We start from the raw sequence: 20,016 nt of genomic DNA, 5'->3' as shown, positions 1-20,016 counted from the left end.
GTGGCTCCGCGCTGAGACGAGAATCCCGAGATTCTAGCGCCCCACGGCGCTGCCGGGCAGCGGCGCGCTGGCGGGCACCTCGATTCCGCCCGCCACGGGAGGCGGCATGCCCTCGTCGAGCTCGCCCGCGGAGATCGCTCCATCGAGCACCGCATGGGCGCGTTCGCGGTCGATATCCTTCTCCCACGCCGCCACCACCACCGTCGCCACGCAGTTGCCGATGAGGTTGCCGAGCGCGCGCGCGATACCGATGAACCAGTCCACCGACAGCACGAGCACGAGGCCGATCGCCGGAATGGCGGGATGGGCCGACAGCGTGGCCGCGAGAATCACGATGGCGGAGCCCGGAATGCCATGCGCGCCTTTCGACGTCACGAGCGCCACCGCGAGAATGCCAAGGAGGTCGCCCAGCGCGAGCGGCGTGTTGGTGGCCTGCGCGATGAACACCGCGGCAAGCGTCAGATAGATCGAGAATGCATCGAGATTGAACGAATACCCGGTGGGAATGACGAGGCCCACCACCGACTTGCGGATGCCCATGAACTCGAGCTTGCGCATGACCTGCGGCAGCACGCTGTCCGACGACGCGGTGCCCAACACCACGAGGAGTTCGGCGCGCAGATAACGAATCAGCTTGAAGACCGAAAAGCCGCAGGCGCGCAGGATGCCGCCGAGCACCGCGAGCACGAACACAACGACCGCGCCGTAGAACAGCACGACGAGGAAGCCCAGCTGCTTGAGCGAGCCGATGCCGTACTTGCCCACCGTGAACGCCACCGCGCCCAGCACGCCGATGGGCGCGAGCTTGATGATGAAGCCCATCATGCGGAACAGCGTCTGCGAGAACGTGTCGATCAGGCTCACGAGCGGCTTGCCCGGCTCGCCGACCAGCGACAGCGCGCAGCCGAACAGCACCGAGATCAGCAGCACCTGCAGCACGTCGCCGCTGGCGAAGGCACCCATCACGGTGTTCGGAATCAGCTTGAGCAGGAATTCGACGGTCCCCGCGCTCTTCACCTTCTCCGCGCCCTCGACATAGGCGGCCATGGCCGACGCATCGAGCGATTGCGGATTCACGTTCATGCCCGCGCCGGGCTGAAACACGTAGGCGAGCACGACGCCCAGCGCCAGCGCGATCGTCGTTACGATCTCGAAGTAGATCACCGCCTTCATCCCGACGCGGCCCACCTTCTTGAGTTCGCCGGCACCGCAGATGCCGGCCACGACCACGCAGAACACGATGGGGCCGATCAGCATCTTGATGAGCTTGATAAAGGCGTCGCCGAGCGGCTTGAGCTTGGCCGCGAACTCGGGCGCAAGGAGCCCGAGTACCGTACCGATCACGAGCGCGATCAGCACCTGGCCGAAGAGGGAACGGGTAAAGCGGGTGTGCAGGCGTGCGGGCGCACGCTGCGAGGGTACGGCAGGCTGCATGGCTGTCTCCGTGCGGACCGGTCCGCGCGTGCCGCGCCTATGCCGGTCCTGTCTGGTTCAAGGTCGCCGGTCATCGTTGTCGAACCCGATTGTTCGCGGCCGATTGTCCGTGCGTGCAGGCCAATATAGTGCATATAATTTTTGTATGCAATTTTTGAATCCACTGTGCTAACATGAATCGCAGAGAATAAGACTCTGGCGCGTTTCTTGTTAGGCAACAGATGCAATTTCGCGCAGAGTCACTGGCTTGAGCAGGAGACACGCATGGCAGCAAATCCAACGCCGGCCGCCGCATCCGTGAACACCACGGGCGCGCGCATCATGGAGTGGGCCGACGCCCTCGCCGTTCATACCGAGCAGCCCGGCATGCTCACCCGTACCTATCTGACCGACGCCCACCACGGCGCGGCCGCGCAGCTCGCCGCCTGGATGGAAGCCGCGGGCATGACCGTGCGTCGCGACGCGGCGGGCAATGTCATCGGCCGCTACGAAGGCACCACGCCCGACGCGCCCGCACTGCTGACGGGCTCGCACTTCGACACGGTGCGCGACGCCGGACGCTATGACGGCAACCTCGGCGTCATCCTGCCGATTGCCTGCATCGACGCCTGGCACCGCGCGGGCCGCCGCTTTCCGTTCGCGATCGAGGTGGTCGGCTTTGCCGAGGAGGAGGGCGTGCGCTTCAAGGCGACGCTGCTCGGCAGCCGCGCGATCGCGGGCACGTTCGACACACGCGTCCTCGACAACCTCGACGACAGCGGCACCGCCATGCGCGACGTGATGCGCGGCGCGGGGTTCGAACCCGACCAGTTGCCCGCCGCCGCGCACGATCGCCGCAAGGTGCTCGGCTTTGTCGAGGTGCATATCGAGCAGGGTCCCGTGCTGCTGAACGAAGGGTTGCCGGTCGGCGTGGTGACGGCGATCTCGGGCGCCTCGCGCTTTCTCGTGGAACTCGAAGGGCTGGCCGGCCATGCCGGCACCGTGCCGATGGATATGCGCCGCGACGCCGCGATGGCGGCCGCCGAGATCGGGCTGTATATCGAGCGCCGCTGTGGCGGCAAGCCGGGCCTCGTCGGCACCGTCGGCCAGTTCAACGTGCCCAACGGCGCCACCAACGTGGTGCCGGGCAAGGCCGTGTTCTCCATCGATATCCGCGCCGGCGACGACGCCGAGCGCGAAGCCGCCGTCAACGACGTGCTGGCCGAGATCGAGCGCGTCTGCGCGCGCCGCAACGTGCGCGCCGCGCAGGTACGCAAGACCCACGAGGCGGCCAGCGTGCCGTGCGCGCCGTGGCTGCAGGACCAGTGGGCCGCCGCGATCGCGCGCACGGGCGCGCCGGTCCGGCACCTGCCTTCCGGCGCGGGCCACGACGCCATGGCCATCGCCGCGCTGACGGACGTGGCGATGCTGTTCGTGCGTTGCGGCAACGGCGGCATCAGCCATCACCCCACCGAAATCATGACCGCCGGCGACGCCGAGGTGGCCGCGAACGTGTTCAGCACGTTCGTCGAGCACTTCCAGCCCCGGCAATAAGCGATTGCTACCTACATAGAGACACAGGGCCAAGACATGACCGCACGCGACAACATGAATCCCACCGACACGACGCTCGTCCAGTTCATCGACACGCAGCGCCCGGCGCAGGAAGCCTTCCTCGCCGAGCTCGTGAAGGTGCCGTCGGACAACCCGTCCGGCGACTGCGCGGCGCATGGCCAGCGCGCCCGCGCGCTGCTCGAGCAGCTCGGCTTTACGGTCGAGGCGCACAAGGTGCCCGAGGACAAGGTGCGCGCGGCCGGCATGATCAGCGCCACCAACCTGATCGTGCGCAAGCAGTTCGGCACGGGCGGCCCGACCATCGCCATGAACGCGCATGGCGACGTGGTGCCGCCGGGACTGGGCTGGACGCGCGATCCGTACGGCGCGGAGATCGGCGACAGCGAGCATGGTCCGGTCATGTACGGACGCGGTGTCGCGGTCTCGAAGTCGGATTTCGCGACCTACACGTACGCCACGCTCGCGCTGATGGAAGCGGAAAAGCAGGGCGCGCGCCTCAACGGCACGGTCGAGCTCCAGTTCACGTACGACGAGGAGACCGGTGGCGATATCGGCCCCAGGCTGCTGCTCGACGAAAATCTGACCAGGCCCGACTACGCGATTTCGGCGGGCTTCTCGTACGGCATCACCTCGGCGCATAACGGCTGCCTGCACGTGGAAGTCACGGTCAAGGGCAAGCAGGGCCACGCGGCCATGCCCCATACGGGGGTGGACGCGATCGAAGCCGCCACGCATATCCTGCAGGCGATCTACGGCCTGCGCGCGCAACTGGCCACGCGCAAGTCGAAGGTGCCGGGCATCGACCACGCGACGCTCAATGTCGGCCTGATCAAGGGCGGCATCAACACGAACGTGGTGCCGGACCTCGTGACCTTCCGCGTCGACCGCCGCATGATCCCCGAGGAGATCGGGTTCGATGCCGAGGGCGAACTGCGCGCGGTGGTGGAGAAGGCCGCGGCGGAGCGCCCGGGCATCGAGGTGAAGGTCGAACGCATCATCCTCGCCGAACCGCTGTCCGAGCTGCCGGGTGTGGAAAAGCTGATCGGCGCGCTGAAGTCGCGCGCGGAGGCGGTATTCGGCGTGGAGATTCCCGTCCACGGCGTCCCGCTGTACACGGACGCCCGCCACTACACGAGCCGTGGCATCCCGACGGTGCTGTACGGCGCCGGCCCCCGCACGCTGATGGAGGCGCGCGGCCACAACTCGGACGAGAACCTGCGCCTGAACGACCTGAACCGCGCGACGAAGGTGGTGGCACTGGCGCTGGCGGACCTGATGGCCTGATCACCCACCTGGCGGGCGGGAGCGGGGGCTGCGCCCCAGGCGCTATAGTCGCGGTTATTCCCAATCGCCGAGGCCCGCCATGATCACGATCTACCACAACCCCCGCTGCTCGAAATCGCGCGAAACGCTTGCCCTGGTCGAAGCCGCCGGCGAGCGGCTGGGCGAGCCCGTGGAGATCGTGGAATACCTGAAGCAGCCGCCCACCGTGTCCACGCTGCGCCAGCTGCACGCCATGCTCGGCGTCCCGGTGCGCGACATGCTGCGCGACGGCGAGGCCGTCTACAAGGAGCTCGACCTCGCCGACGAAGGTCTGACCGACGCCGAGCTGCTCGAAGCCGTGGCCGACCACCCGATCCTGCTGCAGCGGCCCGTCGTGGTGCGCAACCGCCGCGCCATCATCGGCCGCCCGCCCGAGAACGTGAACCCGCTGTTCGACTGACGCCGAAAACAAACCGGCCCCCGCCGCAATGTCGGGGGCCGGCCGGTCAGGCTAGGGGGATCGCTTCAGGCGGGGTTGTCGTTATTGAACACCCAACCAGTGCATGGCCTCCTGACCGAAAGCGATCCCTGCCATCACAACCAGCAGTACGACCAGCGTGACGGTGCTTACGTAAAGCGTCGCCTTGGCGATCTCCGCATCTTCCTCGGCCCAGTGAGACCGGGAGAAGGAGCTGTGGGCGTTGTGCGTCGAAGATCGATCGTGGTTCCAGTGCGGCCAGTGAATCCGGGCCGTCCAATCCTTGAAGTGGGTTTCGGGATGGAATCGCATGATCAACACCTCCTTGGGCATCGTGGCCCAGGTCGCCATCGGCACACTTCTACTATAGGCCGGCGCGCGTGAAATGTGGCCCCGGCCCACCGTGAGAAGCGTGGGGCAGCTAACCCCGAGGCGATGGAGGTGACTGCTCGCTTTCGGCAGAATCGGTGTCTGGCAATGGTTCGGCGATAGCAGCGCGCTGCGCTTCACGCTCGCGTAGCACGGCCAGCATGTTGCAGAAAAGCGCACCCTGCTCGAGCGCGTCGTCGATTGCAACGTGCGTATGAGGCAACGGATCCTTCCAGTGGTCCGGCAGCGCGGGTTTGACGGTCTTGCGGTAGGGCAATCCCGTCAGCGCGAACCCCAGCGTCTTGATGTCCAGTGCGGCCCAGCCGAACGGCGAGCGGCCCGCAAAGCGCATCATGTACCAGAACATCCACGTGAAATCGAATCCGGCCGGAAACGCGACGAAGACGGGCTTGCCAGGCAGCGCCTCGACCCATTCGACATAGCGCACGATCGCCTCTTCGGGCCGCTGGAGGTCGCGCCGGCAGGCAGCCCAGGCCTCGGGCTGGGTTTCCCACCACTTCATCTGCACGGGATGGCCGCTCGCGCCCTGCAGCGTCTCGAGGTTGGCCGAGAACGTGCCGACCACGGTCTTGTCGGCCAGCATCGCGGCCGAAGCGAACGACAGCATCGAATGCGGGCCGGGAATCGGTCCGTCGGCCTCGATATCGGTGCTGACGTAGATTTCCGGACGGGTATCGGGTGCCTGTCGTTTCGCCATGGGTCAGTCTACCCCCACCACGTGGTCGGCGACAAAAGGATTGCTCCGGCGCTCCTCGCCGAACGTGGAGACCGGCCCGTGGCCGGGCACGAACGTCACGTCCTCGCCCAGCGGCCACAGGCGCGTGCGGATCGAGCGAATCAGGTCCGCATGGTTGCCGCGCGGAAAATCCGTGCGGCCGATCGACCCGGCGAACAGCACGTCGCCGACGATCGCGAGCCGGTTCCCGCGCGAAAAGAACACCACGTGGCCAGGCGTGTGGCCGGGCGTGTGATAGACCTCGAGCGTTTCGCCGCCGAACGTCACGGTATCGCCATCCTCGAGCCAGCGGTCGGGCTCGAACGCCTCGGCCTGCCCGAACCCGAATCGGCGGGTCTGGTCGGGCAACTGGTCGATCCAGAAGCGTTCCGCCTGCTGCGGCCCCTCGATCGGAATGCCGAGCTCGCGCGCCAGCGCCGCGGCGCCCGCACAATGGTCCACATGCCCGTGTGTCAGAAAGATCTTCTCGAGCGTCACGCCATGTTCGGCCACGGCCGCATGAATGCGGTCGAGGTCACCGCCGGGATCGCAGACGGCGGCACGGCCGGTCGCTTCGTCGATCAGCAGCGAGCAGTTTTGCTGGAAGGGCGTGACGGGAATCAGGAGGACTTTCATGGCGTCTGGCAGGCATCGGCGCGGTGGCCCGGAGGTGGGCCATTGTAGCCCGCGACGCGCATTCGGACCGACGCGCGGCCCACTATAAGTGCATCTTACGACACGCGGTTTCGGGGGAATGTAAATTTCCGCAATCCCTTATCAGGCCAAGGATTGCGGCGATTTGTGACGCCGATTCAGACGGCTGTCTTAAATTTCGTAACAAAATCAAGGCTTAAGCCTCGGGGACCCAGTGTTAGACTTCGGGCCATGACCAGTCTAGCCACCATGCGCCCCGGTATTACCGAGGGGGGCCACCGTTTGCTTCACCGTTGCGCCGTCATCGCGTGCGCGCTGGTGATGGCCGCCTGCGCGACGCCTCCGGGCGGCAGCGACGGCGCGGATGTGGCGGGCTCGCCGGGCACCATCGCCACCCCGGGTACCGCGACGCGCGGCGCCACGAAGGGCGGTATCAAGTCCGCCCAGCAGGGCAAGTCCGACAAGTCTGCAAAGTCCGAAGGCGCCAAGCCCGACGACCGCGGCAACTGGGACCTGTTCGGGTGGGGCAAGCAGGATCGCGATACGCCCGACAACGCGTCGTCGCTCGAAGGCCTCCGCGCCGACATGGGCACGTTCGAACAGCGCGGCATGGCGTCCTGGTACGGCAAGGGCTTCCATGGCCGCAAGACCGCCAATGGCGAGCGCTTCGACATGCGTGCGATGACCGCCGCCCACCCGTCGCTGCCGCTCGATAGCTGGGTGCTCGTGCGCAACCTGCGCAACGACAAGGTGGCCGTGGTCCGGATCAACGACCGGGGTCCCTATCACGGCAACCGCGTGCTCGACCTCTCGTACGCGGCCGCCAAGCGCCTGAACTTCGTCGATCACGGCGCCACGCAGGTGGAAATCCGCCGGCTGTCGCGCACCGAGGTGGCGGCGCTGGGTCCGCAGATCGACGCTGGCAACAACGAGGCCGGCGACGGTACCGGAGCCGACGATCTGAGCCCGCCCGATACCGCGAATACGCTGGTCCCGGCTGGCAAGAAGAAAGCGGCCACCCGGGCCAGGACCGTCAAGCGCAAGCATTGATGTAGTCTTTCAGCCCCGGTGACGGACCGCAAAGATCCTCCTACCGCGCCCCGCCCATCGATGGCTCCTCCCGGAGCCATCCCGCAGTCTCCCGCGTCCGCGGATTCAATCCTCCCCGTCCTCTTCCCCTTGCGACTTGCGCGACAGCGCGAGCCGGTACAGCGCATCGGTCTTGGCCCCGGTAATCGACGCAGCCAGCTTGGCCGCGCGCTTGGCGGGCAGTTCTGGCAACAGCAGATCCAGCACGCGTACGGCCTGCGGATCCAGCGCGGCATCGGCGTCCTCCGCCTGACCGCGCCGCGCGCCTTCCACCACGATCACGAACTCGCCCTTGCCACGCGTGGCTTCGGCGGCGAGCCATGCCGGCGCGTCCGCGGCCAACAGGACCGGCGTTTCCTCGAACAGCTTCGTCAGTTCGCGGCCGATCATCAGGCGCCGCGCGGGCAGCGCGGCCGCCAGCGCGGCCAGCGTCTCGCCGATGCGGTGCGGGGCCTCGTAGATGACCCATGGGTGGGCCAGTCCGGCCAGTCCCGCAACCGCCTCGTCGCGGGCCTTGGGCTTGCCCGGCAGGAAGCCGACGAACGTGAAACGCCCTTCGCCGTGCTCGAGCATGTCCCCCGCCACCGACAGCGCCGCAACGGCCGCGCTGGGGCCGGGCAGCGGCACCACGCCATGGCCGGCCGCGCGCACGGCCTCCACGAGCCGCGCGCCGGGGTCGGAAATGCCGGGCGTGCCCGCATCGGAGACATAGGCGATGCGCTCGCCGGCCGCCAGGCGCGCGACAATGCGGTCGGCTGCCTCGCGCTCGTTGTGCTCGTGCACGGCCAGCAGCGGGCGATGCAGGCCCACGCGGGTCAGCAGTTGGCCGGTATTGCGCGTGTCCTCGCAGGCGATGGCATCGACCAGCCCCAGCACATGGAGCGCGCGCAGGGACAGGTCCGCGACATTGCCGATCGGGGTGGCCACCACGTACAGGGTGCCGGGTGGATAGGTCTGGCCTGCGGCCAGCGAGTTCCAGTCAGCCATGCTTGAGAACTTCCCTTGAATCGTCCATTCAAAACCACCACGACGCAGACGGGCGCACGGGCGGAAGACCGCGCGCTGGCCTGGCTCGAGGCACGCGCCATGACGCTGGTCGTCCGGAATTATCGCTGCAAAGGCGGCGAGATCGACCTGATCATGCGCGCAGCCGACCAGACGCTGGTGTTTGTCGAGGTGCGCGCGCGGCGCGGCCGCGCGTTCGGCGGGGCTGCGGCCAGCGTCACGACGGCCAAGCAGCGGCGCCTGCTGACCGCCGCGGCGCATTACCTGCTGACGCTCGATTCCACGCCGCCATGCCGCTTCGACGTGGTCGCGATGGAAGGCGGGCGCCTCGAATGGCTGCAGAACGCGTTCGATCTCGACGCGGCTGCGTCATAATGCGGCGGCAACCGTGACACCCGCAGCAAGCAAGAAGGAAGAAGGAAGGCCCACAGAGCCATGAGCATCGACAGTATCCAGCAGTATTTCCTGGACAGCGCCGACGTCGTGCGGCAGGCCGCGGCGACGATGGCGCCCCAGATCGACGCGGCGGTAGAGCGCGCCGTGGCCGCGCTGACGAGCGGCAACAAGATTCTCGCGTGCGGTAACGGCGGTTCGGCCGCCGACGCGCAGCATTTCGCGGCGGAGCTGATTGGCCGTTTCGAGCGCGAGCGTCCCGGCCTCGCGGCCATCGCGCTGACGACGGACAGTTCCATCCTGACCGCCATCGGCAACGATTACGATTTTTCGGTCGTGTTCTCGAAGCAGGTGGAAGCGCTCGGCCAGCCCGGCGACGTGCTGCTCGCGCTTTCCACCTCGGGAAATTCGGCCAACGTCGTCGCCGCGATCGAGGCGGCGCGCCATCGCGAAATGACCGTGATCGCGCTCACGGGCCGCGGCGGTGGGCAGATCGGTACCATGCTGGAGGAGTTCGATATCCACCTCTGCGTGCCCAGCGACCGGACCGCGCGCGTGCAGGAGGTGCACCGGCTGACGCTGCACTGCCTGTGCGACGGTATCGACGACGCGCTGCTGGGCGAGGCCTGAGGCCGCGAAAAAGTCTTCGCGCCGGCATGGACCGGCAAAGTTATCCCGGGTTGTGCACAGCGATATCCACAGCCCGACGCTCTTTTCAGCTGGTTGTTCACCCCTTATCCACCGGATATCGACCGGTTATTCACCCGGTTATCGACTGGAAAAGGGGCGGTTATCCACCGGATACCCACAATGCGCCATCAACTTCACCGTTATTGCCCCGAGCCAAGGACCGCATGAAGAACGTGCTTCTCCCGAACCCCTCCATTCCCGCTTCGTCCACGCGCCGCGCGCGCACCGCCCGTGCCGCGCGCACTGCCGTCACGGTGGCCGCACTGCTGGTTTCCGCGACGCAACTGGCCGGCTGCTTCCCGGTGCTCGCCGGCGCGATGGCGGGCGGCGTGCTGCTGGCCGCCGACCGCCGCCCCACGGGCACGCAGGCGATCGACCGCGGCCTGCAACTCGAGATCGAGAACACGCTGAGCTCCCGCTACAGCGGCGGCCAGGCCAGCGTGAGCGTCACGGTCTTCAACCGCAAGGTCCTGCTGACCGGCGAAGCCAGCAACGAGCAGGTCAAGCAGCAGATCGAGCAGTACGTGCGCAGCCTGCCGAACGCGCGCGAGGTCATCAACGAACTGCAGATCACGTCGTCGCCGGGCTTTATGACCACGAGCAACGACGCGTACCTGACCAGCAAGGTCAAGACGCTGCTGGCGACGGCCGACGGCGTGCCCGCGAACTCGATCAAGGTCACCACCGACAAGGGCGTCGTGTACCTGATGGGCGTGGTCACCACGGCCGAAGGCGACAAGGCGACCGATATCGCGCGCAATGCAAGCGGCGTGGTCAAGGTGGTGAAGGCCTTCGACTACGTGAGCGACGCCGAGCGCGCGCGGCTCGACCAGGCGGCGGCGGGCGGCAACGGCAATACCGGCGACACGCCGGTCGGCACGCCGGCCCCGGTGCAGTCCGTGCCGGGCACCGCGCCGAACGCGCCGGTCACGTCGGGCGCACCCGCCAATACGCCCGTGCCGACCGCGGGCGATGGCACCGTCAGCACGCCGGTGGGTTCGCCCGTCACGGTGCCGGCGGGCCGCAACCTGCCCTGACCGATGCGCGCGCCGGGGAACAGCCTGATGGCCGCACGGGTGGACGCACAGGTGGACGCACAAGCCGCCGCACAGTCCGCCGCACAGTCCGCCGCACAGCCCGGCGCGCGATCCGGCGCGCGATCCGGCGCGGGATCCGGTGCGCGATCCGGCGCCGGCCGCCGCGCCCGGGTCGCCCTCCGGCTGGCCGGCGCGCTCGGCGCGTTGTCCTGCGCCGCGCTCGGCGTCCTGCCGGGCTCGGCACAGGCCCAGCCCGCCGTCCCCGATAGCCGCACGACCGTCGGCGTGCAGGCCGAGCGCGCCTTGCAGGCACGCCAGCAGGCCGCCAGCTGCGCGGCATGCCATGGCCCCGACGGCCACGCACCGGCGGGCAGTCCCATCCCGGGGCTGGCCGGCAAGCCGCAGGCGCAGATGATCGAACAGATGCTCGCGTTCAAGAACGGGCAGCGCGCGGGCACGGTCATGCCGCAGCTCGCGCGGGGCTACAGCGATGCCGAGATCGTCGCGATCGCGGCCTGGTTCAGCGATCCGGCGCAGACGCGGAGATAACGCCATGCAACGACGTTCGTTCCTCGGCGCGCTCTCCGGCGCCGCTGTCATGAGTACGGGTCTCGGCATGCTGACCCCGCGCCAGGCCCGCGCGGCCGCCCCCGCGAAGGTGGTGGTGGTCGGCGGCGGCTATGGCGGCGCCACGGCCGCGCGCTATCTGCGCGCCTGGAGCGGCAACGCGATCGAGGTCACGCTCGTGGAGCCGGACGCGGCGTTCGTATCGTGCCCGCTGTCCAATCTGGTCGTGACCGGCCAGCGCACCATGGCCGACATCACGCGCTCGTACGACACGCTCGCGAGCCGCTTTGGCGTGCGCATCGTGCGCGACACCGTCACCGCCATCGATCCGTCGCGCCGTACCGTGCGGCTGGCCGGCGGCGATACGCTGCCCTATGACCGGCTGGTGTTGTCGCCGGGCGTGGAGATGCAGACCGGCGCCATCGCGGGCCTGAGCCGTCCCGGCGGCGACCAGATCCTGCATGCGTGGAAGGCCGGCCCGCAGACCGAGGCACTCGCCAGGCAATTGGCGGCCATGCGCGACGGCGGCACGTTCGCGATCACGGTGCCGCTGGCGCCGTACCGCTGCCCGCCCGGGCCATACGAGCGCGCGAGCCTCGTAGCCGACTATCTCAAGCGCAACAAGCCGCGCAGCAAGGTGCTGATCCTCGACGCGAATCCGGACATCACGTCCAAGGGCGCGCTGTTCCGGCAGGTCTGGCAGACGCGCTATGCCGGCATGATCGAGTACCGCCCGCAGTACGAGACCGTCGATGTCGATCCGGCCACGCGCACGCTCAAGTTCGATGTGCAGGACGACGAGCGCGCCGACGTGATCAACCTCCTGCCGCCGCAGCGCGCGGGGGCGATCGCGGTCGCCACGGGGCTGGCCACCGCCAATGGCCGCTGGTGCGAGGTGGACTTCCTGACAATGGCGTCTCGCGCGGCGCCCGATATCCACGTGATCGGCGACGCCATCCAGATCGCGCCGCTGATGCCGAAGTCGGGCCATATGGCCAACCAGCACGGCAAGGTGGCCGCGGGCGCCATCGTCGCACTGCTGGCGGGGCAGGCGCCCAATCCCGCGCCGCTCTACAACAACACCTGCTACAGCTTCACGTCGGCCAGCGAGGCCGTCCACATCGCAAGCGTGCACCGCTACGACCCCGCGCAGAAGACCATGGTGACGGTGCCCGGCTCGGGCGGTCTGTCGCCGGCGCCGAGCGATCTCGAAGGCCGCTATGCGCAGGCCTGGGCGCAGGGCATCTGGACGGACATGCTGGGCTAACCCCCGCCCCTATTTTCATGCTGGCCAAAGACCGCCTTCTCGCCCTCGGCATCATCGTCGTCTGGGGCCTCAACTTCGTCGTCATCCGGATGGGCCTCAACGGCATGCCGCCCATGCTGCTGGGCGCGCTGCGATTCCTGCTCGTCGCGTTTCCCGCCGTGCTGTTCGTGCCGCGCCCGCGCGTGCCCTGGCCGAAGCTCGTGGCCTACGGCGCGTTCATCAGCCTGGGCCAGTTCGCGTTCCTGTTCTATGCGATGACGGTGGGCATGCCCGCGGGCGTGGCCTCCCTGGTGATGCAATCGCAGGTGTTTTTCACGGTCGCCTTCGCGGCCCTGTATCTGCGCGAACCCGTGCGGTGGCACCATCTGGCGGGCATGATCGTCGCGGCCGCGGGCCTTGCGCTCATCGGCACCGGCATGTCCGGCCAGACGGGCGGCGGCGCGCAGGGCATGACGCTCGCCGGCTTCGTGCTCACGCTGTGTGGCGCGGCCTGCTGGGCCACGGGCAATATCGTCAGCAAGACCATCGGCCCCGTCGATCTGCTCGGACTGGTCGTATGGGGCGCGCTGGTGCCCGTCGTGCCGTTCCTGCTGCTGTCCCTGGCGCTGGAGGGGCCCGCGCGCGTCGCCGACAGCCTGACGCACCTGTCGGGCATGGCCGTCTTCGCGGTCTGCTATCTGGCGTTCGCCGCGACGCTCTTCTGCTACACGATCTGGGGCCGCCTGCTGAACCGTTACCCGGCCAGCAAGGTCGCGCCGCTCACGCTGCTGGTGCCGCCGGTCGGACTGATTTCCGCCCACCTGCTGCTCGGCGAGGACCTCGCGGCCGCGCAGTGGATCGGCGCGATGGTGGTCATGGCCGGGCTGCTGCTCAGCGTGTTCGGCGGCCGGCTGGTGCCGGCGCGCAGGCTGGATCGGCCCTCGTGAACCCCGCAACGCGAGGGTTAACCCTTAAATCGGCGCCGCGACCCCTTGCCGCAGGCATATCGATATCACCGCGGCGTCCGTAGGGCATTGGATTCTTGAGGCAAAATAGCGGACTGGCCGCTTATGCCCGGGGAACATCGGGCACCGCCCCCCATCCTGATCACCGATACGATGCGGGTGGCCAACATGCGTCGCACGCGGCGCCTTTTGCCGTCCCCACGGCTTACGAGTTTGGAGCCAACAACAAATGAAGCAGTTCGTAATCGCAACGCTGATGCTGGCGGCTGCCGCGTCGGCGCACGCCGTCGATGCCGCCAAGGCACAGGACATCGCCAGCAAGAACGCCTGTATGGGTTGCCATCAGGTCGACAAGAAGCTGGTGGGTCCGTCGTTCAAGGACGTCGCCGCCAAGTACAAGGGTGACAAGGGCGCGCTGGCCAAGCTGACCGCGAAGGTCAAGAACGGCGGCGCGGGCGTCTGGGGTCCGGTGCCGATGCCCGCGAACGCGGGTGTCAGCGATGCCGACATCAAGACCGTGGTCGAGTGGGTCCTCGCGGGCGCGCCGGCCAAGTAAGCCAGATCGCAACGCAGCAACGGCGGCGGCCTCCGGCACGACACGGCGGCCGCCGCTGGCAGTCAGGCAGTGCAGCAAAACCTATAGCAGTCGAAACGGGTAGCAGACAAAAGACGACATGAATCAGAAACGACGAGACGTCCTGCGGGTCACCGCCGTGCTGTCGCTGATGGCCGCCACCGGCCTGATCAGCGAAGCGCAGGCCGCGGAGTGGAACAAGAACGCTTTTGACGGCAAGAGCGTGGCCGACGTGATCAAGGCGCTCGGCGGCAACGGTACCGAGAAATCCGGTTCGATCACCTTCACCGCACCCGATATCGCCGAGAACGGCGCCGTGGTGCCCGTGGCGGTAACGAGCAGCATTCCCGATACCGAACAGATCGCGATCCTGGTGGAAAAGAACCCCTACACGCTGGCGGCGGACTTCAAGATCCCGGCCGGCACCGAGCCGTTCGTCTCCACGCGCGTGAAGATGGGCCAGACCTCGGTCGTGTACGCCGCGGTCAAGGCGGGGGGCAAGTGGTACGTGGCCCAGAAGGAAATCAAGGTCACGCTCGGCGGCTGCGGCGGCTGAGGCATTCATCAGGAGAGAGAGAACATGGCAGATCCGATGCGCGTCCGCGCCACCGAGAACGGTGGCGTCGTGGACGTCAAGATTCTGATGAAGCACGACATGGAAACCGGCCAGCGCAAGGATGCGAGCGGCAAGACCGTTCCGGCCTGGCATATCCAGACCGTCGTCGCGCAATGCAATGGCAAGGAAGTCTTCAACGCGCAGTTCGGCACGGCGGTGTCCAAGGACCCGTTCCTGAACTTCAAGTTCAAGGGTGGCAACAAGGGCGACAAGGTCACGGTGACCTGGGTCGACAACCGCGGCGACAAGCGCACCGACGAAGCGACCATCGCCTGATCCGGCGACGCCTCGAACACGCATATACGAAGGAACGCAGCATGCGGCGAGCATTCTTCAAGGCCACGGCGGCACTCGCCGCGGTGGGTCTGTCCGCGAAGGCCATGGCGCAGGCCAGTTCGGCCGCGCAGGGCAAGGGCGGCAACAAGGTCAAGGTCGTCTACCAGATGTCGGAAGGGCTCGATCAGGCCGTCCGCATGATGAGCAACCTGCGTAACCATCTGAACGGCGCGCCGGGCACGAAGATCGTGGTGGTGGCCTTCGGTTACGGCATCGACTTCCTGCTGGAAGGCGCCAAGGATGCGCGCGGCAATGCGTTCGACGCGCCGGTGGCCGCGCTGGCCGCCGATGGCGTGGAATTCCGCGCCTGCGGCAACACGCTGGCCGCGCGCCGCATTTCGCCGTCGAGCCTGCTGCTCGAGGCCAAGGTCGTCCCCGCGGGCGTGGTGGAAGTTGCCAACCTGCAGTTCAACGAAGGGTACGCGTACATCAAGCCGTAACGCTGTCACGGCCCGTACGCCCGAATCCCTCCATAACGCGAACGATGCGGGAGCCACCGCATCGCGAGGAGAAGGTCCCCATGCAGAACCATCGACGCCGCCCCGGTGCGGCGCTGCTGGCCATTGCCGGCACCGCCGCTGCGGCCGCCGCCATGGTCGCGGCACTGCCCGTCCAGGCGCAGGGCAGCACCGCCGAAGAGCTGGCCAAGTACCGCCAGATGCTGGCCGAAGGCAATCCCGCCGAACTGTGGGAAGCCGCTGGCGAGGAACTGTGGAAAAAACCGGCCGGCCCGAAGAACGCCTCGCTCGAACAGTGCGATCTGGGCAAGGGTCCGGGCGTGACCAAGGGCGCCTACGCCGAACTGCCGCGTTACTTCAAGGACGCGGGCAAGGTCATGGACCTCGAGCAGCGCCTGGCCTGGTGCCGCGTGACGCTGCAGGGCCTGACGCCCGCGCAGGCCACGGCGAATCCGTTCTCCTCGCCCGGAAAATCCTCCGATATCGAACGGTTGGTCTCGTTCATCGCCGGCGAATCGCGCGGCGTGAAGATCAACGTCCAGCTAAGTACGCCTGAAGAGAAGAAGGTCTACGCGCTCGGCCAGAAGATGTTCTTCTACCGCGGCGGCGCCTACGACTTTGCCTGCGCCACCTGCCATGCGGTGGATGGCCAGCGCATCCGGCTGCAGGATCTGCCGAACCTGCTGCACGCCAGCGGCGCGCAGGCGGCCTACACGACGTGGCCCGCCTATCGCGTCTCGCAGGGCGAGGTACGCACGATGCAGCACCGCCTGTACGACTGCCTGCGCCAGCAGCGCTTTCCCGAACCCGACTACGGTTCCGACGTGATCACCGCCCTGACGATGTTCCTCGCGAAAAACGCGAACGGCGGCACCTACGACGGTCCGAACCTGAAGCGCTGAGCGGGAGAGCCAATATGAATCGAATCCATGCATGGATGCTGACGAGTGCCGTGGCGACTGCGGCGATCGCAACGCCGGCGTTTGCACAGGACAGCAAGCCGGCCGCGAAGGCCGCCGCCAAAGCTTCGGCCAAAACCACCGCGCCCGTCGCGGACGTGGGCGAGGGCGACCTGAAGAAACTCATCGCGCTGTCGTTCCACTCGAAGGGCCCGGCCACGCTCGAAGGCGTGCTCCAGCAGGACGCCACGCAGCAGGCGTGCAGCCAGTATCCGGACCGCACGAGCGTGCCCGAAGCCGTGGCCAAGAAGATCGAGGCGGCCGAGATCAAGCAGGTGAAGTACCCCGCTGACGGCAAATACCTTGGTGACTGGAAGGCGGGCGAGCAGATCGCGCAGAACGGCCGCGGCATGCAGTTCTCCGATCCGGTCGGCGGCACCAACGGCGCCAACTGCTACGCGTGCCACCAGCTCACGAAGGCCGAGATCTCGTTCGGCAATATCGGGCCGTCGCTGTATCAGTACGGCAAGCTGCGCGGCAACTCGGAAGCGGTCATCAAGTACACGTGGGGCAAGATCTGGGACTCGAACGCGTTCAGCGCGTGTTCCAACATGCCGCGCTTCGGGCACAAGGGCATCCTCACCGAGCAGCAGATCCGCGACGTGATGGCACTGCTGCTGGACCCGGCCTCGCCGGTCAACCAGTAAGCACGATGGGCGCGCGCCGGCGGTTCCTGCTCGCCCTCGCGGCCGGGGTCCTGTCCGCCGCCGGCGTGACCGGCGCCACGGCCGCCGAGGTGGGCGACGTCATCGCGCTGCCGCCCGTGCAACTACTCGACGGCCGCACGGTGCCGCCCTCGCAGTGGGCCGGCAAGCCGCTCGTGATCGAGGTGTGGGCGTCGTGGTGCCCGTTCTGCGCGCTGCAGAACCCGCGCTTGCAGGCGCTCTACGACAGCACGCGCAAGGCGGGGCATCCGCTTCAGGTGCTGACCATCAGCATCGACAAGGAACCGAAAGTCGCCGCCGAGTACCTGAAGCAGCGCGGCTACACGTTCCCTGCCACGATGGACTCGCCCGATCTGCGCAAGGCGCTGGGTCCGCGCAAGGGCCTGCCAGAACTCTATGTGCTCGACGCGCGTGGCCGCGTCGTCCAGAAGGAGCTCGGCGAAATGCTCGACGACGACGTGGCCGCGCTGGCCCGTTACGCCAGATAGATACGCCAAACAGGCACGAACACGCATGAATCGGCGCGAATTCCTCCAGATACTGGCCGTCGCGGGGGCTGGCGGCATGGCGTTCCCCACGAGCGAGGCGCTGGCCGCGAACGCTGTGGATAACCTCTACAACGTGCCGCGCTTTGGCAATGTGCATCTGCTGCACTACACCGATTGCCACGCGCAGCTGCGGCCGATCCATTTTCGCGAGCCCAACGTCAATCTCGGCGTGGGAGAGTGGGCCGGCAAGCCCCCGCATCTCGTGGGCGACGCGTTCCTGCGCACCTACGGCATCGCGCCGGGCAGTGCGGCCGCGCATGCCTTCACATCCCTGAATTTCACGGATGCCGCGCGGCGCTACGGCAAGGTCGGCGGGTTTGCGCACCTGTCCACGCTGGTCAGGCGCATGCGCGCGGGCCGGCCGGGTGCGCTGCTGCTCGATGGCGGCGACACGTGGCAGGGCTCCGCCACTGCGTTGTGGACCAAGGGTCAGGACATGATCGATGCGGCGCTGCTGCTCGGCGTCGATATCATGACCGCGCACTGGGAAATGACGCTCGGCGCCGAGCGCGTGCGCGAGGTCGTGGAGAAGGATTTCAAGGGACGCGTGGCGTTCCTCGCGCAGAACATCAAGACGAACGACTTCGGCGACCCCGTGTTCGATGCGTACACGATGCGCGAGATGAATGGCGTGCCGGTGGCCATCATCGGCCAGGCATTTCCCTATACGCCGATCGCCAATCCGCGCTACTTCGTGCCCGACTGGACGTTCGGCATCCAGGAAGAGAACCTGCAGCAGGTCATCGACGAGGCGCGCGGCAAGGGCGCGAAGGTCGTGGTGCTGCTGTCGCACAACGGGATGGACGTCGACCTGAAGCTCGCCTCGCGCGTGCGCGGCCTCGACGCGATTCTCGGCGGCCATACGCACGACGGCGTGCCCGCGCCCGTGCCGGTGCGGAATGCGGGCGGCACGACGCTGGTAACCAACGCGGGCTCCAACGGCAAGTTCCTCGGCGTACTCGACTTCGACGTGCGCGACGGCCGCGTGACGGACTTCCGCTACAAGCTGCTGCCGGTGTTCGCGAACTACCTGCCGGCCGATACGGAAATGAACCGGCTGATCACCCGCGTGCGGGCGCCATACGAGAAGCAGCTGAACGAGGTACTGGCCGTGAACCGCGGCCTGCTGTACCGTCGCGGCAACTTCAACGGCACGTTCGACCAGCTGATCCTGGACGGCCTGATGGCGGTCCAGAACGCCGAAATCGCGTTCTCGCCAGGCTTCCGCTGGGGCACCACGCTGCTGCCGGGCGAGGCCATCACGATGGAAGCGCTGATGGACCAGACCGCCATCACGTACCCCTACACGACCGTGACCCCGATGACGGGCGAGACGATCAAGACCGTGCTCGAGGACGTTGCGGACAACCTGTTCAATCCGGACCCGTACTACCAGCAGGGCGGCGACATGGTCCGCGTGGGCGGCCTGCAGTACACGATCGACCCCAACCAGACGATCGGCCACCGCATCACGGACATGCGCCTTCACGGCAAACCGCTGGAAGCGGGCAAAACCTACAAGGTGGCCGGCTGGGCCCCCGTCGCCGAAGAAGCCCGCCAGACCGGCGGCAAGCCGATCTGGGACGTCATGGCCCAGTGGCTACGCACCCAGAAGGAAGTCACGGCCCGCCCGCTGAACGTCCCGAGGGTAGTCGGCATGGACGGCAACGCGGGCATCGCGCCCACCTGAAGACCCATGGTCGTGCGCCTGCAACGGCACGATTGAAAGCGCAAAAGGTTTTGCGCTAGAATCATCCGCTACGGGCCGATAGCTCAGCTGGGAGAGCGCTGCGTTCGCAATGCAGAGGTCGGGAGTTCGATCCTCCTTCGGTCCACCAGAAATTTCCTTGTAGAACAACGCACTACGTCTCGCGATGTAGTGCGTTGTTTTGCTTTGCAGTGCGTTGTTTTGCTTTATACGCCGGAAGATCCCAAGGACAGGTACGTAACGTTCAGCGTCCTGATCTCGTCATAGCGCAGAACAAAAACGTCCCCGGCGATCGGATAGAAGCGGTTCGTGTCTTCTTCGTGCTGACCCATTGCGGCGTCGTAAGCACGATCGGATGTGAGTTTGCGGCGCTGGGCCTGCACCAGCAGAAGCCGGTCCAGGTCGCCGGCCTCGTTGACTTCGTAGTCGAGCATCATGCCCTGACACAGGTAGGAGCCTTCTGCCTTGAACTCGACGACTGCTGCCACCACCGTGCCGTCCACCTCTCGGGCGTCTGGATGGTCGAGTCCCGAAAAAAGGTAGTACCACGGTGCCTCTCCACGCACCCACTGGTCAACCGTTCTGACTTCCCGTCTCTGGGCGAACAGCCGGAAGACAAAGCCAGGAAGAACCAGGAGAAAGAGAAGTACGGCCGGAAACGCAATATTCATC

24 protein-coding genes and 1 tRNA gene are annotated in these 20,016 nt (G+C 67.2%); 19 read left to right on the top strand and 6 right to left on the bottom strand.

All coding sequences use genetic code 11. From position 1 onward, the window contains the following. Positions 1–33: 33 nt before the first annotated feature. Positions 34–1,434: a C4-dicarboxylate transporter DctA gene (locus AAHB16_RS26015; RefSeq protein ID WP_150373440.1), complete on the bottom strand. Its 1,401-nt coding sequence runs from the start codon at positions 1,432–1,434 to the stop codon at positions 34–36. Positions 1,435–1,698: 264 nt separating this feature from the next. Between AAHB16_RS26015 and AAHB16_RS26010 the strand changes: the two genes are divergently transcribed. From AAHB16_RS26010 to arsC, 3 genes are all read left to right on the top strand, one after another. Next, positions 1,699–2,967 carry an allantoate amidohydrolase gene (locus AAHB16_RS26010; RefSeq protein ID WP_342052358.1) on the top strand — a complete coding sequence of 423 codons (1,269 nt, stop codon included), beginning with the start codon at positions 1,699–1,701 and terminating at the stop codon, positions 2,965–2,967. Between the two features lie 54 nt (positions 2,968–3,021). Further along, positions 3,022–4,272, top strand: coding sequence for a M20/M25/M40 family metallo-hydrolase (locus AAHB16_RS26005; protein ID WP_446718138.1), 1,251 nt, complete (start codon positions 3,022–3,024; stop codon positions 4,270–4,272). Between the two features lie 79 nt (positions 4,273–4,351). Continuing rightward, positions 4,352–4,711, top strand: coding sequence for an arsenate reductase (glutaredoxin) (arsC, locus tag AAHB16_RS26000; protein ID WP_150373443.1), 360 nt, complete (start codon positions 4,352–4,354; stop codon positions 4,709–4,711). A gap of 81 nt (positions 4,712–4,792) precedes the next feature. Here the strand turns inward: arsC and AAHB16_RS25995 are convergent, their stop codons facing one another. The 3 genes from AAHB16_RS25995 to AAHB16_RS25985 form a co-directional block, all read right to left on the bottom strand. After that, the gene (locus tag AAHB16_RS25995; protein WP_150373940.1) at positions 4,793–5,041 is read right to left on the bottom strand and encodes a hypothetical protein; all 249 of its coding nucleotides are present in this window, start codon (positions 5,039–5,041) and stop codon (positions 4,793–4,795) included. A gap of 109 nt (positions 5,042–5,150) precedes the next feature. Further along, on the bottom strand, positions 5,151–5,816 hold the full coding sequence (locus AAHB16_RS25990; RefSeq protein ID WP_150373444.1) for an exonuclease: 666 nt from the start codon (positions 5,814–5,816) through the stop codon (positions 5,151–5,153). Between the two features lie 3 nt (positions 5,817–5,819). Beyond that, positions 5,820–6,470, bottom strand: coding sequence for an MBL fold metallo-hydrolase (locus tag AAHB16_RS25985; RefSeq protein ID WP_150373445.1), 651 nt, complete (start codon positions 6,468–6,470; stop codon positions 5,820–5,822). A 249-nt stretch (positions 6,471–6,719) separates the two neighbouring features. Here AAHB16_RS25985 and AAHB16_RS25980 point away from each other — a divergent pair, with 249 nt between their 5' ends. After that, positions 6,720–7,538, top strand: a complete 819-nt coding sequence (locus tag AAHB16_RS25980; RefSeq protein WP_446718137.1) for a septal ring lytic transglycosylase RlpA family protein — start codon at positions 6,720–6,722, stop codon at positions 7,536–7,538. 105 nt (positions 7,539–7,643) lie between these two features. On the opposite strand, the gene rsmI is transcribed toward AAHB16_RS25980, so the two are convergent. Beyond that, positions 7,644–8,564 carry a 16S rRNA (cytidine(1402)-2'-O)-methyltransferase gene (gene rsmI, locus AAHB16_RS25975; RefSeq protein ID WP_150373446.1) on the bottom strand — a complete coding sequence of 307 codons (921 nt, stop codon included), beginning with the start codon at positions 8,562–8,564 and terminating at the stop codon, positions 7,644–7,646. Between the two features lie 15 nt (positions 8,565–8,579). Between rsmI and AAHB16_RS25970 the strand changes: the two genes are divergently transcribed. The 15 genes from AAHB16_RS25970 to AAHB16_RS25900 all read left to right on the top strand — a co-directional run bounded on the left by AAHB16_RS25970 (position 8,580) and on the right by AAHB16_RS25900 (position 19,474). Continuing rightward, positions 8,580–8,957: a YraN family protein gene (locus tag AAHB16_RS25970; protein WP_342052356.1), complete on the top strand. Its 378-nt coding sequence runs from the start codon at positions 8,580–8,582 to the stop codon at positions 8,955–8,957. 60 nt (positions 8,958–9,017) lie between these two features. Further along, on the top strand, positions 9,018–9,605 hold the full coding sequence (locus AAHB16_RS25965) for a phosphoheptose isomerase (protein WP_150373448.1): 588 nt from the start codon (positions 9,018–9,020) through the stop codon (positions 9,603–9,605). 224 nt (positions 9,606–9,829) lie between these two features. After that, a complete protein-coding gene (locus tag AAHB16_RS25960) occupies positions 9,830–10,702 on the top strand; it encodes a BON domain-containing protein (protein WP_342052355.1) in 873 nt (290 codons plus the stop codon). A gap of 27 nt (positions 10,703–10,729) precedes the next feature. Continuing rightward, on the top strand, positions 10,730–11,251 hold the full coding sequence (locus AAHB16_RS25955) for a c-type cytochrome (RefSeq protein ID WP_342052354.1): 522 nt from the start codon (positions 10,730–10,732) through the stop codon (positions 11,249–11,251). Between the two features lie 4 nt (positions 11,252–11,255). Continuing rightward, the gene (locus AAHB16_RS25950; RefSeq protein WP_150373451.1) at positions 11,256–12,536 is read left to right on the top strand and encodes an NAD(P)/FAD-dependent oxidoreductase; all 1,281 of its coding nucleotides are present in this window, start codon (positions 11,256–11,258) and stop codon (positions 12,534–12,536) included. A 17-nt stretch (positions 12,537–12,553) separates the two neighbouring features. Further along, a complete protein-coding gene (locus AAHB16_RS25945; RefSeq protein WP_150373452.1) occupies positions 12,554–13,462 on the top strand; it encodes an EamA family transporter in 909 nt (302 codons plus the stop codon). A 247-nt stretch (positions 13,463–13,709) separates the two neighbouring features. Further along, a complete protein-coding gene (locus AAHB16_RS25940; RefSeq protein WP_109585286.1) occupies positions 13,710–14,036 on the top strand; it encodes a c-type cytochrome in 327 nt (108 codons plus the stop codon). Positions 14,037–14,154: 118 nt separating this feature from the next. Continuing rightward, positions 14,155–14,610 (top strand): thiosulfate oxidation carrier protein SoxY, encoded by a 456-nt coding sequence (gene soxY / locus AAHB16_RS25935; RefSeq protein ID WP_150373453.1) that lies wholly within the window; start codon positions 14,155–14,157, stop codon positions 14,608–14,610. 24 nt (positions 14,611–14,634) lie between these two features. Further along, positions 14,635–14,946 carry a thiosulfate oxidation carrier complex protein SoxZ gene (soxZ, locus tag AAHB16_RS25930; RefSeq protein ID WP_109585284.1) on the top strand — a complete coding sequence of 104 codons (312 nt, stop codon included), beginning with the start codon at positions 14,635–14,637 and terminating at the stop codon, positions 14,944–14,946. Positions 14,947–14,987: 41 nt separating this feature from the next. Then, positions 14,988–15,446 (top strand): DsrE family protein, encoded by a 459-nt coding sequence (locus AAHB16_RS25925; protein WP_342052353.1) that lies wholly within the window; start codon positions 14,988–14,990, stop codon positions 15,444–15,446. A gap of 80 nt (positions 15,447–15,526) precedes the next feature. After that, complete coding sequence (gene soxA / locus AAHB16_RS25920; protein ID WP_342052352.1) at positions 15,527–16,366, top strand: sulfur oxidation c-type cytochrome SoxA; 840 nt, start codon at positions 15,527–15,529, stop codon at positions 16,364–16,366. Positions 16,367–16,380: 14 nt separating this feature from the next. Next, positions 16,381–17,070, top strand: a complete 690-nt coding sequence (gene soxX / locus AAHB16_RS25915; protein ID WP_342052351.1) for a sulfur oxidation c-type cytochrome SoxX — start codon at positions 16,381–16,383, stop codon at positions 17,068–17,070. 5 nt (positions 17,071–17,075) lie between these two features. Beyond that, on the top strand, positions 17,076–17,576 hold the full coding sequence (locus tag AAHB16_RS25910) for a TlpA family protein disulfide reductase (protein ID WP_342052350.1): 501 nt from the start codon (positions 17,076–17,078) through the stop codon (positions 17,574–17,576). 25 nt (positions 17,577–17,601) lie between these two features. Continuing rightward, positions 17,602–19,326 carry a thiosulfohydrolase SoxB gene (soxB, locus tag AAHB16_RS25905; protein WP_342052349.1) on the top strand — a complete coding sequence of 575 codons (1,725 nt, stop codon included), beginning with the start codon at positions 17,602–17,604 and terminating at the stop codon, positions 19,324–19,326. A gap of 72 nt (positions 19,327–19,398) precedes the next feature. Further along, positions 19,399–19,474: transfer RNA gene (locus AAHB16_RS25900), tRNA-Ala, on the top strand. 76 nt (positions 19,475–19,550) lie between these two features. Here the strand turns inward: AAHB16_RS25900 and AAHB16_RS25895 are convergent. Further along, a complete protein-coding gene (locus AAHB16_RS25895) occupies positions 19,551–20,015 on the bottom strand; it encodes a hypothetical protein (protein WP_342052348.1) in 465 nt (154 codons plus the stop codon). Position 20,016 lies beyond the last annotated feature (1 nt).

Origin of the sequence: Cupriavidus sp. OTU4054 (genome assembly GCF_038440175.1) — a bacterium.
GTDB classification, from domain to species: domain Bacteria; phylum Pseudomonadota; class Gammaproteobacteria; order Burkholderiales; family Burkholderiaceae; genus Cupriavidus; species Cupriavidus pauculus_D.
The sequence above is the reverse complement of the archived record's forward strand: the minus strand, read 5'-3'. Positions and strand labels throughout refer to the sequence as shown.

Coding starts and splice junctions, on each gene's coding strand:
- AAHB16_RS26015 (WP_150373440.1), bottom strand. CDS start 1,434: ATGCAGCCTGCCGTACCCTCGCAGCGTGCGCCCGCACGCCTGCACACC.
- AAHB16_RS26010 (WP_342052358.1), top strand. CDS start 1,699: ATGGCAGCAAATCCAACGCCGGCCGCCGCATCCGTGAACACCACGGGC.
- AAHB16_RS26005 (WP_446718138.1), top strand. CDS start 3,022: ATGAATCCCACCGACACGACGCTCGTCCAGTTCATCGACACGCAGCGC.
- arsC (WP_150373443.1), top strand. CDS start 4,352: ATGATCACGATCTACCACAACCCCCGCTGCTCGAAATCGCGCGAAACG.
- AAHB16_RS25995 (WP_150373940.1), bottom strand. CDS start 5,041: ATGCGATTCCATCCCGAAACCCACTTCAAGGATTGGACGGCCCGGATT.
- AAHB16_RS25990 (WP_150373444.1), bottom strand. CDS start 5,816: ATGGCGAAACGACAGGCACCCGATACCCGTCCGGAAATCTACGTCAGC.
- AAHB16_RS25985 (WP_150373445.1), bottom strand. CDS start 6,470: ATGAAAGTCCTCCTGATTCCCGTCACGCCCTTCCAGCAAAACTGCTCG.
- AAHB16_RS25980 (WP_446718137.1), top strand. CDS start 6,720: ATGACCAGTCTAGCCACCATGCGCCCCGGTATTACCGAGGGGGGCCAC.
- rsmI (WP_150373446.1), bottom strand. CDS start 8,564: ATGGCTGACTGGAACTCGCTGGCCGCAGGCCAGACCTATCCACCCGGC.
- AAHB16_RS25965 (WP_150373448.1), top strand. CDS start 9,018: ATGAGCATCGACAGTATCCAGCAGTATTTCCTGGACAGCGCCGACGTC.
- AAHB16_RS25960 (WP_342052355.1), top strand. CDS start 9,830: ATGAAGAACGTGCTTCTCCCGAACCCCTCCATTCCCGCTTCGTCCACG.
- AAHB16_RS25955 (WP_342052354.1), top strand. CDS start 10,730: ATGGCCGCACGGGTGGACGCACAGGTGGACGCACAAGCCGCCGCACAG.
- AAHB16_RS25950 (WP_150373451.1), top strand. CDS start 11,256: ATGCAACGACGTTCGTTCCTCGGCGCGCTCTCCGGCGCCGCTGTCATG.
- AAHB16_RS25945 (WP_150373452.1), top strand. CDS start 12,554: ATGCTGGCCAAAGACCGCCTTCTCGCCCTCGGCATCATCGTCGTCTGG.
- AAHB16_RS25940 (WP_109585286.1), top strand. CDS start 13,710: ATGAAGCAGTTCGTAATCGCAACGCTGATGCTGGCGGCTGCCGCGTCG.
- soxY (WP_150373453.1), top strand. CDS start 14,155: ATGAATCAGAAACGACGAGACGTCCTGCGGGTCACCGCCGTGCTGTCG.
- soxZ (WP_109585284.1), top strand. CDS start 14,635: ATGGCAGATCCGATGCGCGTCCGCGCCACCGAGAACGGTGGCGTCGTG.
- AAHB16_RS25925 (WP_342052353.1), top strand. CDS start 14,988: ATGCGGCGAGCATTCTTCAAGGCCACGGCGGCACTCGCCGCGGTGGGT.
- soxA (WP_342052352.1), top strand. CDS start 15,527: ATGCAGAACCATCGACGCCGCCCCGGTGCGGCGCTGCTGGCCATTGCC.
- soxX (WP_342052351.1), top strand. CDS start 16,381: ATGAATCGAATCCATGCATGGATGCTGACGAGTGCCGTGGCGACTGCG.
- AAHB16_RS25910 (WP_342052350.1), top strand. CDS start 17,076: ATGGGCGCGCGCCGGCGGTTCCTGCTCGCCCTCGCGGCCGGGGTCCTG.
- soxB (WP_342052349.1), top strand. CDS start 17,602: ATGAATCGGCGCGAATTCCTCCAGATACTGGCCGTCGCGGGGGCTGGC.
- AAHB16_RS25895 (WP_342052348.1), bottom strand. CDS start 20,015: ATGAATATTGCGTTTCCGGCCGTACTTCTCTTTCTCCTGGTTCTTCCT.